This is a genomic window from Gemmatimonadota bacterium (assembly GCA_039715185.1).
GTDB lineage: Bacteria > Gemmatimonadota > Gemmatimonadetes > Longimicrobiales > RSA9 > DATHRK01.
The window spans coordinates 18,586-33,808 of record JBDLIA010000014.1; the positions used below are offsets into that span (position 1 = coordinate 18,586).

Annotated in this window: 16 protein-coding genes; all 16 read left to right on the forward strand. The window is 69.2% G+C overall.

The genetic code is table 11. The features are described from left to right. The first annotated feature begins 29 nt into the window (after positions 1-29). The 16 genes from ABFS34_04330 (at position 30) to ABFS34_04405 (ending at position 15,217) form a co-directional block, all read left to right on the forward strand. Entirely contained in the window at positions 30-497 is a 468-nt protein-coding gene (locus ABFS34_04330; GenBank protein MEN8374653.1) for a prepilin-type N-terminal cleavage/methylation domain-containing protein, read from the forward strand. Beyond that, on the forward strand, positions 491-850 hold the full coding sequence (locus ABFS34_04335; protein MEN8374654.1) for a prepilin-type N-terminal cleavage/methylation domain-containing protein: 360 nt from the start codon (positions 491-493) through the stop codon (positions 848-850). The genes ABFS34_04330 and ABFS34_04335 overlap by 7 nt, the downstream gene beginning before the upstream one ends. Next, positions 847-1,569, forward strand: a complete 723-nt coding sequence (locus ABFS34_04340) for a hypothetical protein (GenBank protein MEN8374655.1) — start codon at positions 847-849, stop codon at positions 1,567-1,569. Before ABFS34_04335 ends, ABFS34_04340 begins: the two co-directional genes overlap by 4 nt. After that, positions 1,566-2,612: a hypothetical protein gene (locus ABFS34_04345; GenBank protein MEN8374656.1), complete on the forward strand. Its 1,047-nt coding sequence runs from the start codon at positions 1,566-1,568 to the stop codon at positions 2,610-2,612. Before ABFS34_04340 ends, ABFS34_04345 begins: the two co-directional genes overlap by 4 nt. Before the next feature lie 213 nt (positions 2,613-2,825). Further along, positions 2,826-3,272, forward strand: a complete 447-nt coding sequence (locus tag ABFS34_04350; GenBank protein MEN8374657.1) for a prepilin-type N-terminal cleavage/methylation domain-containing protein — start codon at positions 2,826-2,828, stop codon at positions 3,270-3,272. After that, entirely contained in the window at positions 3,269-3,661 is a 393-nt protein-coding gene (locus ABFS34_04355) for a prepilin-type N-terminal cleavage/methylation domain-containing protein (GenBank protein MEN8374658.1), read from the forward strand. Before ABFS34_04350 ends, ABFS34_04355 begins: the two co-directional genes overlap by 4 nt. Before the next feature lie 3 nt (positions 3,662-3,664). Next, on the forward strand, positions 3,665-4,615 hold the full coding sequence (locus tag ABFS34_04360; protein ID MEN8374659.1) for a prepilin-type N-terminal cleavage/methylation domain-containing protein: 951 nt from the start codon (positions 3,665-3,667) through the stop codon (positions 4,613-4,615). A gap of 8 nt (positions 4,616-4,623) precedes the next feature. Continuing rightward, complete coding sequence (locus ABFS34_04365) at positions 4,624-5,817, forward strand: hypothetical protein (GenBank protein MEN8374660.1); 1,194 nt, start codon at positions 4,624-4,626, stop codon at positions 5,815-5,817. A gap of 255 nt (positions 5,818-6,072) precedes the next feature. Continuing rightward, complete coding sequence (gene pilM, locus ABFS34_04370; GenBank protein ID MEN8374661.1) at positions 6,073-7,113, forward strand: type IV pilus assembly protein PilM; 1,041 nt, start codon at positions 6,073-6,075, stop codon at positions 7,111-7,113. A gap of 124 nt (positions 7,114-7,237) precedes the next feature. Further along, positions 7,238-7,834, forward strand: coding sequence for a PilN domain-containing protein (locus tag ABFS34_04375; GenBank protein ID MEN8374662.1), 597 nt, complete (start codon positions 7,238-7,240; stop codon positions 7,832-7,834). A gap of 2 nt (positions 7,835-7,836) precedes the next feature. After that, positions 7,837-8,451 carry a type 4a pilus biogenesis protein PilO gene (gene pilO / locus ABFS34_04380; GenBank protein MEN8374663.1) on the forward strand — a complete coding sequence of 205 codons (615 nt, stop codon included), beginning with the start codon at positions 7,837-7,839 and terminating at the stop codon, positions 8,449-8,451. Then, positions 8,438-8,869, forward strand: coding sequence for a hypothetical protein (locus ABFS34_04385; protein MEN8374664.1), 432 nt, complete (start codon positions 8,438-8,440; stop codon positions 8,867-8,869). The genes pilO and ABFS34_04385 overlap by 14 nt, the downstream gene beginning before the upstream one ends. After that, on the forward strand, positions 8,866-10,647 hold the full coding sequence (locus tag ABFS34_04390; GenBank protein ID MEN8374665.1) for a secretin N-terminal domain-containing protein: 1,782 nt from the start codon (positions 8,866-8,868) through the stop codon (positions 10,645-10,647). The genes ABFS34_04385 and ABFS34_04390 overlap by 4 nt, the downstream gene beginning before the upstream one ends. After that, a complete protein-coding gene (locus ABFS34_04395; protein MEN8374666.1) occupies positions 10,644-13,202 on the forward strand; it encodes a hypothetical protein in 2,559 nt (852 codons plus the stop codon). The genes ABFS34_04390 and ABFS34_04395 overlap by 4 nt, the downstream gene beginning before the upstream one ends. A 135-nt stretch (positions 13,203-13,337) precedes the next feature. Continuing rightward, entirely contained in the window at positions 13,338-14,612 is a 1,275-nt protein-coding gene (gene aroC / locus ABFS34_04400) for a chorismate synthase (protein ID MEN8374667.1), read from the forward strand. Next, entirely contained in the window at positions 14,609-15,217 is a 609-nt protein-coding gene (locus tag ABFS34_04405) for a shikimate kinase (protein ID MEN8374668.1), read from the forward strand. Before aroC ends, ABFS34_04405 begins: the two co-directional genes overlap by 4 nt. Positions 15,218-15,223 lie beyond the last annotated feature (6 nt).

Sequence of the window (15,223 nt, forward strand, 5' to 3'; positions counted from 1 at the left end):
GCCCCGGGGCGCGTCGCAGCGTCCCGGGTATGAACGTCAATCTCAAGCACCGTTCCGGTTTCACCCTCATCGAGGTGCTGGCCACCCTCGCCGTGCTGCTCGTGCTCACGGGCATCGCCGGAGGCGGCGCGCGCGGCCTCTCGGAACGCGCCCGCGTGCGGGGGGCGCGCGACGCCACCGCGGCGCTGATCAGCCTGGCCCGGGCCGAGGCACCGGCGCGCAGCGGGGCGCACGTCGAGGTGGACCTCGGTACCGGTCGCGTCGTCGTTCGCGCCGGTAGGCCACCGCCCGCCGCCGGACCGGACATCGCCGCGCTCGACCTGCGAGAGCGCTTCGGGGTCAGCCTCGACAGTCGCGGCCGCGCGGAGGGCGCCGTCTACCTGATCTTCGACCCATACGGGATCGGCCGGGTGGCGAGTCGCACCCTGCGCTTCACGCGCGGCGCGTACAGCGCGGGCCTGACCGTGTCGTCGTACGGCAGGGTGGTACGATGGTGACGTCGCGCCACGGGTTTACCCTCGCCGAGGTGCTGGTCGCGCTTCTGCTCATTTCTTTCGGGGCGCTCGGCCTCGCCGCGATGGCGGCGCAGGTGACGCGCTCCACCCGGCGGTCGCTCGAGATCGAGCGCGCGGTGGCGCGAGCGTCGTGGGTCATGGACTCTCTGCTCTCGGTCCCGCCCGTCAGCGCGGGCTCGGACCGTGCCGGGGACCTCCGCATCGAGTGGTCTCCGGCCGCGACGGGCGTGCTGCTCACGAGGGTCCTCGACCGAACCGACAACCCGCTCGTCTCCCTCTACGCCCGCGAAGGCTTGCCCCTGCCCGACCCGCCCGTCGGGGCTGGCCCCCGATGAATGGCGCTCGCTGCGGCGCGCGACCACCTCCGGGCTTCGCCCTTACCGAGCTGCTGGTCGCGGCGACCCTGGGAGGCGCGCTGCTGACCGCCGCCTTCGCTCTGCTCGGTTCTCAAGCTCGCCTCAGTCGGCTTCAGCACGCGGTCGTGCGGGCAGCCGAGGTCGTGCGCATCTCCGGGCTCGCGATTCCGGGAGAAACGAGGTTCGCCTTGCCCGCCGACATCGACGTGGCCGGCGACTCCATGGTCATCAGGGCGGTGCGTGGCGTGGGGATCGTGTGCGCCTCGGCCGGAAGCGACGTGCTGGTCCGTTTCCGCGGGATGCGCAGCCCCGACCCAGCCAAGGATTCGGTGCTTCTCTCCGGCGCGGCGGTCGAACGCGCCATGGACCTGCAAGCGGACGCCGCCGACCCCGGGGGATGCGCGGCGGCGGAGGGCGAGGAAATTCGGCGCTGGCAGACGGCCGCGGGAGCCCTGGACCCCGGGTCGGTCCTGCACCTGTTCGAGCGCGGCTCCTACCACGTGTCGGGAGGCGCCCTCCGCTATCGGCGCGGGCGGGGCGGCCGCCAGCCGCTGACGGATGAAGCCTTGGCCCCGGGCGGCGGTTTCGCCGTCGAGGGCCCCCCCGCGGCGCTGGTGCTCGACCTGGTGGTCTCGCTGCCCGACGGCGGAGACCCTCAGGCGTGGCGAGTCGCCGCGCGGCTGTGGAACTGGCCGTGAGAGGATCCGGGCGGCGGGACGGCTTCGTTTTGCTGGGCGTCCTCGCGACGCTCCTGGTTCTGGGCATCGCGGCGGTGGCTTCGGCGGCCGTCGCGTCGGCCGTGGCGCGCGTACAGGAGTCCCGTTTGCAGGCGGAGCGGGCCCGCCTGGCGGCGGTCAGCGGGGTCCACGCCGCGATCGACGACTGGCCAGCCGATAGCGTGGCGTCGCTGGCGCCGGGCGAGCGGTTTCTGCTCGCGCCCGGCGGCGTCACCGGAGGCGGTCGCTACCAGGTGACCGTAGAGCGACTGGCCGTTGGCCGCGCGCTGGTTCGCTCCCGCGGCTGGGTCGAGGAGAGCGGCTCCCCGAGGGCGGAGTTGAGCATAGGAAGAGCGGTGACGTTGCTGTGCGGCTGCGACCTCGGCGACTCGATAGACGCCGCGGTGGAGGTGGCCGGGTCCGTCGCCGTGCCGGCGGGCGGCAAGGTGGAGGCGTTTGGGGTCGCCGCCATACGGGTCGACTCCGGTGTCGTGCCGGAGAGCCTCGCCGGGACCGTATCCGGCGACCCTCCCCTGGATGCGTCGGGCTTCACGCCCCTCGGCGCCGCCGCGGCGTGGTCTGCTCTCGCCGACCACGAAGCGGCCGGCACCCTCGCGCCGTCGCCGACGCTGCTCGCGGACGGCTCCTGCGACAAGTCGGTGGCTTCGAACTGGGGCGACCCGTCGTCATCGGCCAGCGCGTGCTCCGGGTACGCGCCCGTGATCCGCGCCCCCTCGAGCCTGCGCCTGGACGGCGGGCTCGGGCAGGGCATCCTGATCGCCGAGCAGGAACTCGTGCTGGCCGCCGGGAGTCGCTACGACGGGCTGGTGCTCGCGTTCGGGCCGGTCCGCGTGGAGGCGGGCGCGTCGCTGTTCGGGGCGATAGTCGCCGCGTCGCCGGCGGCCCGCGTAGAGGTGGCCGGCGAGGTGATCCTCGACCCGGCCGCCCTCGTCGCGGCGCTATCCAGCGCGCTCGAAGGCAGGCCCTTCGAGGCGAGTGGGAGGAGGTGGACGGCGCTCTTCTGAGTGGCCCGGTGGGGGCGCCTGAATCGCGAGATCCGTTGCAGCGGGGGGACAAACCTCGGCCGAGCCGTCGCGCAACATGTTTCCGTGCCTCCAAGTTTTTTCCCCGCAAAGGCACCGGAGGAAACTCGCAAGTCGCTGTTTTACAATGAGTTAGATCCAGGCATAGATCGTGGTGATATGATCGCGCGCAAACGCGAGAGTATCGGGATAACCATGATGAGAAATCGAACGGGCTTCACGGTGATCGAACTGCTGATCACGATGGTCATCGGTAGCGTGCTGGCCACCATCGTTTCGCAGGGCGTGGGCTCTTACATGCGGCGCCGATCGCTGGACGACAGCCGCGCGGCGGTCATCCACATGGCGGCCCGTGCCCGTTCGTTGGCCATGGAGCGAGGCTCCGCTTCGCTGAGCATCGATCCCGACCTGGACACAGTCACGCTCGTGCAGGGCACCGACACCGTCGATGTCCTGCTGATCGAGACGGACTACGGCGCGGACCTCACGGCCGCGCAGCCGCTCACGGTGTGCTATTCGCCCCGTGGCTTCGCGCTGGCCGCGTGCACGAATTTCACGGCCAACCAGACGCTGCAGCTGACCTTCCACAACGAGTCGGCGAATCTTCTGCTACGTCCGCTTGGTCAAGTGGAGGTGATGTGAACGCGCCTCGTCCGAGCCGCGACGGCTTCACGATAATCGAGCTGGTCATCGCGCTGGCCGTTCTCTCGATCGGCCTTCTCGCGATGGCTTCCGTGATGGGCACGCTGGTCATGCAGACCCGCGCCTCGGACATACGCACGGAGCGCGCGTTCGCGGTCCAGCAGACCGTGGAGAGGCTGCGAGCGGTGTCGTTGTCGACCATCGACGACCGGGCCGAGGCCGACGCCATGTCGGTGGGGAGCTACGCCGTCTGGTGGAGCACCGCGGACGCCACCTCGCTCAAGCGTCAGATGGAGATTTTCACGAAGGGTCCGGGCTTCGTGCCGGGCGACGGCTTCATGGACGCCAAGCTGGACACCTTTCGGGTCACCCTCGCTCGGATCGACTGAATCATGACTTCCAAGCTGCGACGGGTCCTGAGGGGCGCCTGGGTGAAGCGCGCGCAAGCCGCCGATGGTCGTGCGGGGTTCACGGTGGTGGAGTTGCTGGTGGTGAGCGTCCTCGGCGCGGTGGTCCTCGGCGCCGTCTTCCAGACGCTGTCGATCCAGAACCGGACGTTTCAGCGGCAGAGCGCCACCATAGCCGCCCAGGAGGCGTCGCGCACGACGCTGGCCGTGCTCTCCGGCGAGCTGCGCGAGGTCAGCAGCACGGGCCAGGACCTGGTGGCCGCAACCTCCAACATCGTGATCATGCGGGTGCTCCGGAAATTCGGATTCGTGTGCAACGCGGGGCCCGCGGGCACCGTCTCCGTCTGGGAGCTGGGACAGCCGTACGCGGTGGGAGACAGCGTCTTCGTGTTCTCGCAGGGTGCGGACCTGGTCGATCCGGACGACGACGCCTGGCTGGCCGGGGAGGTTACGTCGGTCATAAACGGTGTCGGTCCGACGGGCTGCGGCATCACTTGGCCCAAGGAGACGCTGAGCGGCATGCCCGACGGGGATTACGACATAGCGACCATCAGCGTCAGTTCGGCGGTCCCGTTGTCGAACGTGGGGCGCGGCGCGCCGGTGAGAAGCTTCGAGCGAGTGGTCTACTTCCGCTGGGAGCTCGGCGGTGAGGCCGTGCTGGCTCGCTGGACGCCGGCCGACGGAGTGATCCCCCTCGTGGGCCCGCTCGCGCCCGGAGGGGCCGGCCTGAAATTCGAGTACTTCGACACGGATGGCGCACAACTGGGCAGCGGCGGTGGGGCGCTGGCGGCGGCCGAGCTGGAGGAGGTGTCCTTCTTCACCATTTCGGTCCAGGGCCGGCAGGCCGCGGGCAGCATCGAGGCCGACGGGTTCTACGAGGACTCGCTCACGGTTTCGGTCTTCCTGCGCAACAACGATCAAAGCGCCCTGAACTAGAGGCTGATATGCAGCACGCAACAAACGACGAACGGGGATTCGCGCTGGCCGCCGCGGTGTTCGCGCTGGTGATTGTCGGCGCGCTGGTCACTGCGGGGTTCTTCGCCGCGTCGCAGGAGAGCCGCATCGGCTACAGCACCCAGTACGCGGCCGACGCGTTCTTCGCGGCCGAGCGCGGGCTGAACGAGCTGGTGGGCAGCAAGACCAAGGCGTTCTACAACGACTCGGTGGCCGACGACGCCATCGTCGAGCCGGCCGGATTCCAGGTGGTCCAGGTAGTCTCGGACGGCGTCGTGAGCGAGTTCTCCGTATCCGTGCGCGGTCTCGGCGACCAGCTCTTCTACGTGGAATCGACCGGTCGGGTCACCGGCGGTGGATCCTTCGGCGGCGCCGCGCGCCGCACCGGGATGGTCGTGCGCACCTTCGACCTGGACTTCGACGCCGACGCGGCGCTGATGAGCTTCGGTGGCGTGCGTACGCAGGGCGCGACCAACATCAGCGGGCTGGACGAGGCGCCGGCCGGCTGGGCGGGTTGCCCGGTGGGCAGCGACGGTCCTGGCGTGATCGCCAAGGACAGCTCTTCGGTAGACCCGGGCAACCAGACCACGCTCGACGGCGACCCGCCGGTCGATCAGGACACGACCATGACCGAGGACGATTTCCTGAAGTACGGCGGCCTGGACTACGATCGCCTCGCGGCCATGGCCGACGCCCAGTACCAGTACCGCGACGCCGAGGTGCTCAACAACATGGCGCCGTCGTACCTGTCCGGCGGCGCGTGCAACACCTTCGACGGCAACAACTGGGGCGCGCCGCTCGACCAGACCGACGCCTGCGCGGGCCACTTCCCGCTCATGCACGCCAACGGCAACCTGACGGTGAACTCCGCGGCGTCGGGCCAGGGGATCCTGCTGGTGGACGGCGACCTCCGACTCACGGGCGGTTTCCAGTTCCACGGCGTGGTGATCGTGAAGGGCAAGCTGGTCATCGGCTCGGGCGGCGCCGATCTGCACGGCTCCGTGATGATTTTCAACGACGGAAACGACGTCCAGACCAACAATCTGGCGGGCGCTCCGACGTTCCAGTTTTCGAGCTGCGCGGTGGAGCGGGCGGTGGATTTGAACGCCGTGGCCAACAGGGCGTTTCCGCTCGGCGATCGCAGCTGGGTGGACCTGACGGCCACTGGTACATTAAGCTATTAGAGGCCCGGTACGATGACCGAGCGTTTTGGAATGGTCGCCGGACTCGGGCCGGCAGGATCGGCGGGAGCGTCGCTGCGGCGAAAGTCGCGACTCGCTTGCGCCTGGGATGAGGGAGATGAGGAGGCGGGGAGGACGACGACGAGGCGGCAGCCGATGGGCGCCACCCAAAGCAAGCGCGCGTGCGCGCTGGCGGCGGAGGCCCCGGTGAGCCGGCCCTCACCGATCCCCGGGTGCACACCCTGAACGGACAGTGCAATGGCGATGTTCGGTCGTAACCGGATGTCCGCTGGCCTCGATATAGGCAGCGGATTCATCAAGCTTGTCGTCCTGGATCACTCGGGTGATGAGCCGGAGGTCGTGCGTCTGACCACGAGCCCGCTCGTGCCCGACGCGATCGTCGAGGGCGAGATCATGGATCCCATCCTCGTGACCGAAACGCTGCGCTCCGTGCTCGACGGCGCGGACCTCAAGAAGACCGACGTGGTCGCCGCGGTCGGCGGCCACGACGTGATCATCAAGAGGATCCAGATGGACCGCATGAGCGAGCCGGACGCGCGCGACGTGATCCGCTGGGAGGCGGAGCAGCACGTGCCCTTCGACATGGAGAGCGTGCAGCTCGATTTCCAGATCCTCGACCCGGACGGCAACGGCGCCCAGATGGACGTGCTGCTGGTGGCTGCCAAGCGTGAGCTGATCGAGAACCGGATGGGGCTGCTCGCCGACGCCGATGTAGCCGCCAAGATCGTCGACATCGACGCGTTCGCGCTGCACAACGCGTTCGCGTTGAACTATCCGGACGGAACTGCGGGCCTGATCGCGCTGCTGAACATCGGCCACGAGACCACCAACATCAACCTGCTCCAGGACGGCGTCCCGGTCCTCGTCCGTGACATCCCCTTCGGCTCGCGCCGGTTGCGTGAGGCGCTGCAGCGCGAACGGGGCATGACCGCCGAAGCCGCCGAGGAGGCAATCCAGGGCCACGACGGCGGCGTCGACCTGGACGCCTTCGTCAGGGCGCGCTCGGAGGAGCTGGCGATCGGCGTCGAGCGCGCCACCGCCTTCGTCGGCGCGCAGTCGGGTGGTGGGCAACTGGGACGCGTTTTCATGTGCGGGGGCGGAGCCCGCGTGCCGGGCATCGTCGACGCAATGGGAGAGCGACTGAGCGTTCGCACCGAGATCGCCAACCCGCTGCAACGCTTGGCGATTCGACCGGAAATCCTGCAGTCCACGAACATCGAGGAGCTAGCGCCGATGCTGATGCTCCCGGTGGGCCTGGCACTGCGCAAGGCAGCGTGAGAGGGGGGCGGCCGTGATCGAGATCAACCTTGCTCCAGGCGCACGTCGGAAGCGGCGCAGCCGCAAGGTAGCGTTTTCGCTACCGCGCGGGCGGTCCTCGGATGGGGGTCCGGACCGGTGGAACGTGGCGGTCGCGGCCGCCTGGATCGTCGCTCCGCTGATGCTCGGCTGGATGTTCTTCGGAGCCCGCGGGCAGAGGGCGGACCTGGGGGTGGCCATCGAAGAGGCCCGCCAGGACAGCGCGCGGTTCGCGCAGGTCATTGAGTCGAACGCCACGCTGAAGGCCAGGCAGGACAGCATCGCCGAGAAGCTGGAAATCATCCAGCAAATCGACGCCGGGCGTTACGTGTGGCCGCACGTGCTCGATGAGGTCGCGCGCGCGCTGCCCGAGTACACGTGGCTGACCGATGTCACGCAGACCGCGGGGGGGCCGCTACCGACGTTCCGGTTGGAGGGTCGAACGGGCACCACCTTCGCGCTCACCAGCTTCCTGCAGTCGCTCGAAGGGTCGCCGTTCGTTCGGGATGTCCGCTTCGAGTCGACCGAGCAGGTGTTCGAAGACGAGCGGCGACTCTACGAGTTCACGATCGCCGCCAGGTACGAAGAGCCGGCGAGTGACCTGATCGAGACGGTGCCGGTCTTCAGCGGCGAGGACGACGTGGAACCGGCGTTGGTGGTGGCGGACGAAAGGTCCGTCGCCGGCGCCGCGGGGGGGAGGTAGGGATGCCATTGCTGCCGCAGGATCCGGCCAAACAGAAGAAGCTGCTCGCCATCATGGCGCCGCTCCTGGCGATGGGTGGGTACTGGTACTTCGTCCACGGCAAGGCGGCCGAAGAGATCGACACGATGTCGCAGCGCCTGGAGACCATGCAGGCGCAGAACCAGTCCGCGCGCACGCTGGCCAGCAGCGGTGGCGCGGAGCTGGAGCGTCGTCTTGAGATCTACGAGCAGTACACGGGGCGTCTGGAGCGGCTCATTCCGAACCGCGACGAGGTGCCACAACTCCTCTCTGACATCTCCGCACGGGCCCAGCAGGTCGGGGTAGACCTCGCGCTGGTGAGGCCCGAGACGGAGTCGAGAGGCCCGTACTACACGCGCCAGACGTACGAAATGGGCGTGACGGGCAAGTATCACGATGTAGGACTGTTCCTGAGCGAGATAGGATCGCTGCCGCGGATTATCACGCCGATCGACCTCGAGGTGTCCGCGCTGCGTGCGGGGCCCGAGGAGGGCGCCGACCAGGTGGTGGAGGCGTCTTTCAGGATCGAGACGTACGTGTTGCCGCGGCCAGGGGAGGTTGCGGATTCGACGGGGGGTGGGGGCGATGGACGCACGTAGCTTCTTCGTAGCGACTCTGGCGCTCCTGGCGAGCGTGGGCGTCGCCAGCGCTCAAACGACGATGCCGCCGAAGAAGGCGCCGGTCGTCGAATTGGAATATGAGCGCGAGGTTTTTCGCTACCCGGTGGCGGGCCGGCGGGACCCGTTCTCCGCGCTGTCCAAGCGTGGAGACCTGGGCCCCCGTTTCGACGAGCTGACGCTGCACGGGATCATCTTCTCCGAGCGCGCCGGTAGCAGCGTAGCCGTTCTTTCGGACGGCTCCGGCAAGCGCCATCGCGTCCGCAGAGGTGACGTGGTGGGCGACGCTCAGGTGCTGGACATCGGCCAGACCCGGGTGGTGTTCAGCGTCGAGAACTTCGGGATTCGACGCCAGGAGGTACTCGAGCTCGGCGGCGAGAGGCCGGGGGTGGCACCATGAACGCGGCCATCTCGCTTTTGCTGGCGCTGACGGCGGTCGCTTCGGCGCCGCTGATGGCGCACGAGTTACCGGTATCGCACGAAGCCGCGGTGGATGTGCGGGGCCTGCGGATCCTGTCCGCGGGGGACCGCACCGTCGTGGAGATCGACGTTGATGGACCCGCCGATCCCGCCGACTATCTGCTGCACGGCCCGGCCCGTTTGGTCGTCGATGTGCCTGGAGCTCGCCACGCTCTGCCCGCGTACCGGTTCCCCGGAATCGATAGGGGCGGCGTGCTGGGCGTGCGCACGAGCCAGTTCAAGCCGGACGTCGTGCGCGTAGTCATCGAGCTGCAGGCCGCCGTCGAGTACGCGGTCGAGCGCAGGGAAGGCCTGATTCGCCTGAGCTTCGCGAACCCCGGCGCCGAGTTCGACGCCTGGGAGGTCGGGGCCGTGGGCGAGCCGTCGGCCGGCGAGCGCATTGGGCGTCCCGGCCCCCGCGTCGAGACGGCGGCGGTGGCCGAGCCGGTGATCCCGCGCGCTCAGCAGGAGCCGCGCATCACCGTGATATTCGAGGACGAGCCCATCCGGAGCGTCATCGCGACCTTCTCGGCGTTCTCGGGTCGGAGCATCGTGGTCGGCTCGCAGGTCGACGGGACCGTCGACGCCAGCATCAACGATCAGCCCTGGGACGTGGCACTGCAGGCGATCCTGCGCACGCACGGACTCGAAGCCCGCGAGACCGAGAGCGGCATCATCCGGGTCGACAAGCTCGAGGAGCTGCGCAGGGTCGAAACCCTCGAGGAGACGGTCACGCGCCAGTTCCGCATCAAGTACGCGAGCGTGGACTCGATCGCCCCGTCGATCGAGCCGCTGCTTTCCGATAGCGGGCGCATCTCCAAGAGCGGCAACACCAACTCGCTCATCGTGACTGATCGCTCGAGCGTGGTGGAGCGGATAGCGCCGATCATTGAGCAACTAGACGTCCGGACTCCGCAGGTCACCGTGGCGGCCAAGATCATCTTCGTCGACCGGACGGCCATCGAGGAGCTGGGCATCGTCTACGACATCAAGGATTCCCAGGGCAATCAGCTCAACCAGGTGACCCCGGGCTTCCTCGACTCCGACGGCGACGGGGTGCTGGAGCAGAACGAGCAGACCAACGACGATGTAGTGCTGCTCGGTGGGTCCTCGATCGCCGCGCTGGCCAACGCGAACAACCGCGTAACGTCGCCGGCGCTGCAGATCCTCACCTCGCTCGTGCTGGGTCGACACACGCTGGTGGGCTTCCTCGAGGCGCTGCAACAGCTGAACCTGACCGACATCCAGGCCGTTCCCTCCATCCGGACGATGGACAACCGTACCGCCCGCGTGCAGGTCGGCGAGCGCACGCCCATCCGGGTGCTGGACGCCCAGGCGCAAGGCGGCGACGGTGGTCCGCGGGCGACGGTCAATCTGGAAGAGACCGGCGTCATCCTCGAGATCACGCCCCACGTGACCGGCAATCAGGTGCTGCTGGAGATTCACGCGGAGCGCAGCAACATAGCGCTGGCGCCGTCCGACATCGGCGTCACGTTCCAGACGCAGGAAGCCGACACGCAAGTCCTCCTGGAGGACGGCGAGACGGCTGTGATCAGCGGCCTGACGCTGATCGAGAAGACGCAAGTGCGCACGGGCATCCCGCTTCTCATGGACCTCCCCGTCCTGGGTGCGCTGTTCCGGACCACGCAGGAGCGCGAGAACAAGCGCGATCTGCTGATCATGGTCACGCCCTATATCGAACAAGCGAATGCTCTATGATGCACTCCACCCGGCGAGTGGCGCCGCGATCCAGGTGGATCGCGGCGGCCGCCGCCGTCGGGCTGCTCACCGCGGCCTGCGACGGCGGTAACGCCTTTTCGAACAACCCCGGCGACGCACTGCCGCAGATCCTGAGCATCGACGGCCCGACATCGATTCGGTCCGGCGACACGCTCATCGTGACCGTGGACGCGCGGGCGACCAGGGGCGTCAGCGAGATCGCGGTCGGCCTGAGCGGGGCCGCGACCGCGGACACGGCGATCGCCATCGATCCCGCGAGCACGCAGACCAGCGCGCAGGCGCGGTTCGTCCTGCCGGACTCGCTGAGCTCGGACCAGATCATGGTCGAGGCGCGTGCGAAGGACGTGGAGAACAACGAGAGCAGCGCCGCCGTGCTGGCCGTGGCCGTGCTCCAGGGACCGCGATTCACGTTCCTGAACCCCGCCCAGGGGCAGCAGCTACAGGCGGGACTCGCGCTCGGGATTCGCCTGGAGGGAGATGACCCCGCCGGTATCCGGCGCGTGCAGATCATCCTCGGCAACCTGCTCGTCGATACCATGACCTTCGACTTCGATCCGGCGCTCGACAGCGTCATGATCGACACCGCCGTTGTCATCCCGGCCGGCCTCGAGGGCGTGCTGGAGTTGAGCGCCGAGGGGAGCAACACGCTGGACGAAGCAGGCGCGGCGGACGTCCTGTTCTTGCCGGTGTCGACGAGCGGCGGCACGGACACCGAGGCGCCCTTCGTAAGCGTGGACGTGGTGGCCGCGCAGCGGCTGGAGGTCACGGACGGGCTGGAGGTCACGGTGACCGCGCGGGACGCCCCGGGCGGCATCGGCCTGGAACGGGTGGGCATCGCCGTGATCGGCGTCAACGGCCCGGACACGCTGGCCCTGCGTCCGCGCGAGGCGGCCGACTTCTCGCCGGCTCGTACGGGCACCGTGGTGCGCGTCTTCCGGTTTACGCCGGAACAGTTCGTGGACACGCTGGCCCTGCCGGATACGGTCGTGTTCCGGATCCACGCGTTCGCGGTGGACGCCTCGGACAACTGCGCGGCCGCGGTCAGCGCGGTCGAGCAACGGCTGACGTGCGACGGCACGTCGCTGCCCGGTGACACTCTAGCGAGCGGCTCCGCCGGCCTGCGGGCCGAGGTCCTGGTGGTCGACGGCCGCACCATCACGCTCGTGGACGGCGGCAGGATCGCCGACGCGCGCGTGGACGTGACACGCCGGCGCCTGTACCTGTCCAACATCGACCAGAACCAGGTCGAGCTTCTCGACTTCGACGTGCTGACCTTCCAGGATCCGATCAAGGTGGGTTCGGAGCCCTTCGGTCTGTTCCTGAACATGGCCGAGGATACGCTCATCGTCGCCAACTCCGGCGGCACGAATCTGTCATTCGTGTCGCTCGACGGCACTCCCGTGGAAGACGGCCAACGGCGTCTCTTCACGCCCAACGACGTGCTGTTCGAGCTGACCGAGCAGATCGTTTCCGGTGTGATCCGCTACACCGGAGAGTTCTTCGACTTCAGCGACCGGCCCATGTTCGTTGCGCAGGATTCGCGCGGCCGGCTGCTGTATTCGACGCGTCCGACGGGTACTGCGCCCGACGGATCGATTCGCAGGGTGGATGAGGACCCGGATCCGGGCAGCACGGCGGACGTACCCGAGGTGACGTTCCTGTTCGTCGGCAACGCCGTCGACGATACCGACACCAAGGTTTCGATCGCGCGCGTGGACAGCATGTTCATCGTGCCGGGCGGAGACAGCCCGAGCGACGCGGTGCGCATCTTCGATCACGTGCCCGGGTTCCCGCAGAACGTCCTCGACAGCGGAGTGCAGCCTCTCGGCGACGCGCTGACGACTTTGCGCGCGGCGGGCTCGGACGTGTTCTCCGCGCGGGGAGCGTGGGTGCTCGACGAAGTCGGCCTGAGCGACACGACGTTCATGGCCGCCTCGGGGAATCGCCGCCACATCGCGTTCGGCGAAGGCGCGGCCGACCCAACCGGCCGGATCATCATCTGGAACGCCGAGGGAGGGGGCGGGTTCGGCTCGTTGTCCGCGCCCACGGAGGTGGCGGATATCCTGAGCAACGCCTCCGAAGTGGTGAACGGCATCGGCCTCAACGCGGACGGCTCGTTGGGCGTCGCGCGGGGCAAGCTGGGCGCCTACTTCTTCACCGGCGGCAACGATCCGGTCGGGGATCTGCGGCTCCAGGGCATCTTCCAGGAGGGCCTGCAGGACGGCGGTGCGGGCGCGACGTTCCATCCGCTGCACGACACCGCGCGTGAGTCCAACCCGACGACCATCGCCTTCGTGGGCACCACGAGGCAGACCATCAAGGCCGTCGACACCTTCCACTTCTTCGAGCTCGGCGAGCTGTTCATCCGCGACAACATCGCGGGTCCGCTCCGAGCCTCGCTCCCGTTCTCCACGGACAACGCCGGGCGAACCTGTCCGGGTGATCCGCAGTGCGTGGTGCTGAAGCTGTTCGGCGTCACCGGGGCGGGAGGTGTGGTGGTGGTCAACGTGCGCGCGGAGGACCTGGCCGGTTGATGTCAGCGGGCTCGCACGGCGTCACGGCGTCGTTGCGTGCGGACTCTCGCGAACCGACAATGAAGGAGCCCGGCCCGCGGCCGGGCTCTTTCGCATCCGCCCGGCCCGGGCGGAGAGCAGCGGACGGCGGAGTCGATGAGTTTCACGTACAGGACAGCCGGGGAGTCGCACGGGCGAGCCCTGGTTACGGTTGTCGAGGGCGTCCCCGCCGGACTGGCGGTCGACGCGACGCGCGACCTAGACCCCGAACTCGCGCGGCGTCAGGGCGGGTACGGGCGGGGAGCGCGCATGAAGATCGAGCGGGACCGGATCGAGGTGCTGTCCGGGATCCGGCTCGGCGAGACCGTGGGCGCCCCCATCGCGCTCCTGCTCCGGAATCGCGACTGGGAGAACTGGCGCACCGCCATGGCCTCGGAGGCCCCGGGTGCGGACGCGGACCCCTCGGAGCTGCGCCGCGTTCACCTGCCGCGGCCGGGCCACGCGGACCTCGTGGGGGTGCTCAAGTACGAGCGCGAAGACGCGCGCGACGTGCTGGAGCGCTCCTCGGCTCGAGAGACCGCGATGCGCGTCGCGGCCGGAGCGATCGCCAAGCGGCTGCTCGCGGACCTGGGCGTATCGGTAGGCAGCCACGTGGTGTCGCTAGGCGGCGTGGACGTAGCCGCCCCGGCCGAATGGCCGGACGACATCAACGCCGCCAGCGACGCGTCCGCCGTGCGCGTTCTCGATCCGGAGGCCGAGGCCCGTATCATCGAGGCCATCGACTCGGCGGCGGCGGAAGGCGATACCCTCGGGGGCGTGTTCGAGGTGGTGGTGCGCGGCTTGCCGGTCGGTCTCGGTAGCTACGTGGCCGCGGACCGGCGCCTGGACGGTCGGCTGGCGGGTGCGCTGATGTCCATCCAGGCGATGAAGGGTGTCGAGATCGGCATGGGCTTTTCCGCCGCGCGGATGAAGGGGTCCGCCGTGCACGACGCCATCGAGGCGGCGCCGGAGGCCCGGCGGACGGGCGGATACCGGCGCCTGGGCAACAACGCCGGCGGCCTGGAGGGCGGCGTCACGACCGGGGAGCCGATCGTCGCTCGCGTCGCGATGAAGCCGCTGTCCACGTTGATGAAGCCCCTGCGGAGCCTCGATATTCGCACGAACCGTGGCGCGGATGCGATACGCGAGCGCAGCGACGTGGTGGCCCTCGCGGCCGCCGGGGTGGTGGGGGAGGCGGTGGCCGCCGCGGTGTTGGCAGACGCCATGCTGGAGAAGTTCGGCGGGGACTCCATGCCGGAGACGCGGCGGAACCTTGAGGGGTATCTGGATCAGCTGGAACGACGCGCAGCGGGCCTGCGCGCCGCCGCCGAGGCGGACCCTGAGGGTGGAAGGGGATACGAGTCGGGCATGGACCCCGGCGCTCAGGGGTGAACGAACCCCGGCGGCCGGAGAGCGTCGACCGTACCGGCCGCGCGGCCGTTCGGCGGGTGCTGCTGGTGGGTTTCATGGCGGCCGGAAAATCGGCCGTCGGGGAGCGGTTGGCGGAGCGGCTGGGCTGGGACTTTGTGGACGTGGACGGCGAGATCGCCGCCGGAGAAGGTCGCTCCGTCGCGCAGATCTTCGCCCGGGACGGCGAGGACGGATTTCGGATGCTGGAGGCGGAAGCCACGAGGCGTGCACTGCGCCGAGACGGCGTGGTGATCGCCACGGGCGGCGGCTGGCCCGCGGCTGACCCTGCCGCTTGGCGCGCCCTGCCGCAGGGCACCATGAGCGTGTGGCTGGTGGTTTCGGTTGCCGAGGCCCTGCGGAGGGCCGACGCGGAGGGATCCGAGCGCCGACCTCTTCTGGCGCGGACCGACGCCCGAGCGGCGGCAGCGGAGCTGCTGGAGGCACGCTCCGGGGCGTATCGGGTGGCGACGCTCCACGTCGACACCGAGGGCAGGAGCGTTGAGGAGCTGGTCGACCAGATCACGGTCGCCGTGGCGCCACCGCGGGAGCCGAGCGGTCACCGCGACGGGGGAACCAACGGCTCCTAAGCGCGT

What these genes read in the sequence shown, in the direction of transcription:
- ABFS34_04330 (MEN8374653.1), top strand. Translation starts at nt 30, where the DNA reads ATGAACGTCAATCTCAAGCACCGTTCCGGTTTCACCCTCATCGAGGTG.
- ABFS34_04335 (MEN8374654.1), top strand. Translation starts at nt 491, where the DNA reads ATGGTGACGTCGCGCCACGGGTTTACCCTCGCCGAGGTGCTGGTCGCG.
- ABFS34_04340 (MEN8374655.1), top strand. Translation starts at nt 847, where the DNA reads ATGAATGGCGCTCGCTGCGGCGCGCGACCACCTCCGGGCTTCGCCCTT.
- ABFS34_04350 (MEN8374657.1), top strand. Translation starts at nt 2,826, where the DNA reads ATGATGAGAAATCGAACGGGCTTCACGGTGATCGAACTGCTGATCACG.
- ABFS34_04360 (MEN8374659.1), top strand. Translation starts at nt 3,665, where the DNA reads ATGACTTCCAAGCTGCGACGGGTCCTGAGGGGCGCCTGGGTGAAGCGC.
- ABFS34_04365 (MEN8374660.1), top strand. Translation starts at nt 4,624, where the DNA reads ATGCAGCACGCAACAAACGACGAACGGGGATTCGCGCTGGCCGCCGCG.
- pilM (MEN8374661.1), top strand. Translation starts at nt 6,073, where the DNA reads ATGGCGATGTTCGGTCGTAACCGGATGTCCGCTGGCCTCGATATAGGC.
- pilO (MEN8374663.1), top strand. Translation starts at nt 7,837, where the DNA reads ATGCCATTGCTGCCGCAGGATCCGGCCAAACAGAAGAAGCTGCTCGCC.
- ABFS34_04385 (MEN8374664.1), top strand. Translation starts at nt 8,438, where the DNA reads ATGGACGCACGTAGCTTCTTCGTAGCGACTCTGGCGCTCCTGGCGAGC.
- ABFS34_04390 (MEN8374665.1), top strand. Translation starts at nt 8,866, where the DNA reads ATGAACGCGGCCATCTCGCTTTTGCTGGCGCTGACGGCGGTCGCTTCG.
- ABFS34_04395 (MEN8374666.1), top strand. Translation starts at nt 10,644, where the DNA reads ATGATGCACTCCACCCGGCGAGTGGCGCCGCGATCCAGGTGGATCGCG.
- aroC (MEN8374667.1), top strand. Translation starts at nt 13,338, where the DNA reads ATGAGTTTCACGTACAGGACAGCCGGGGAGTCGCACGGGCGAGCCCTG.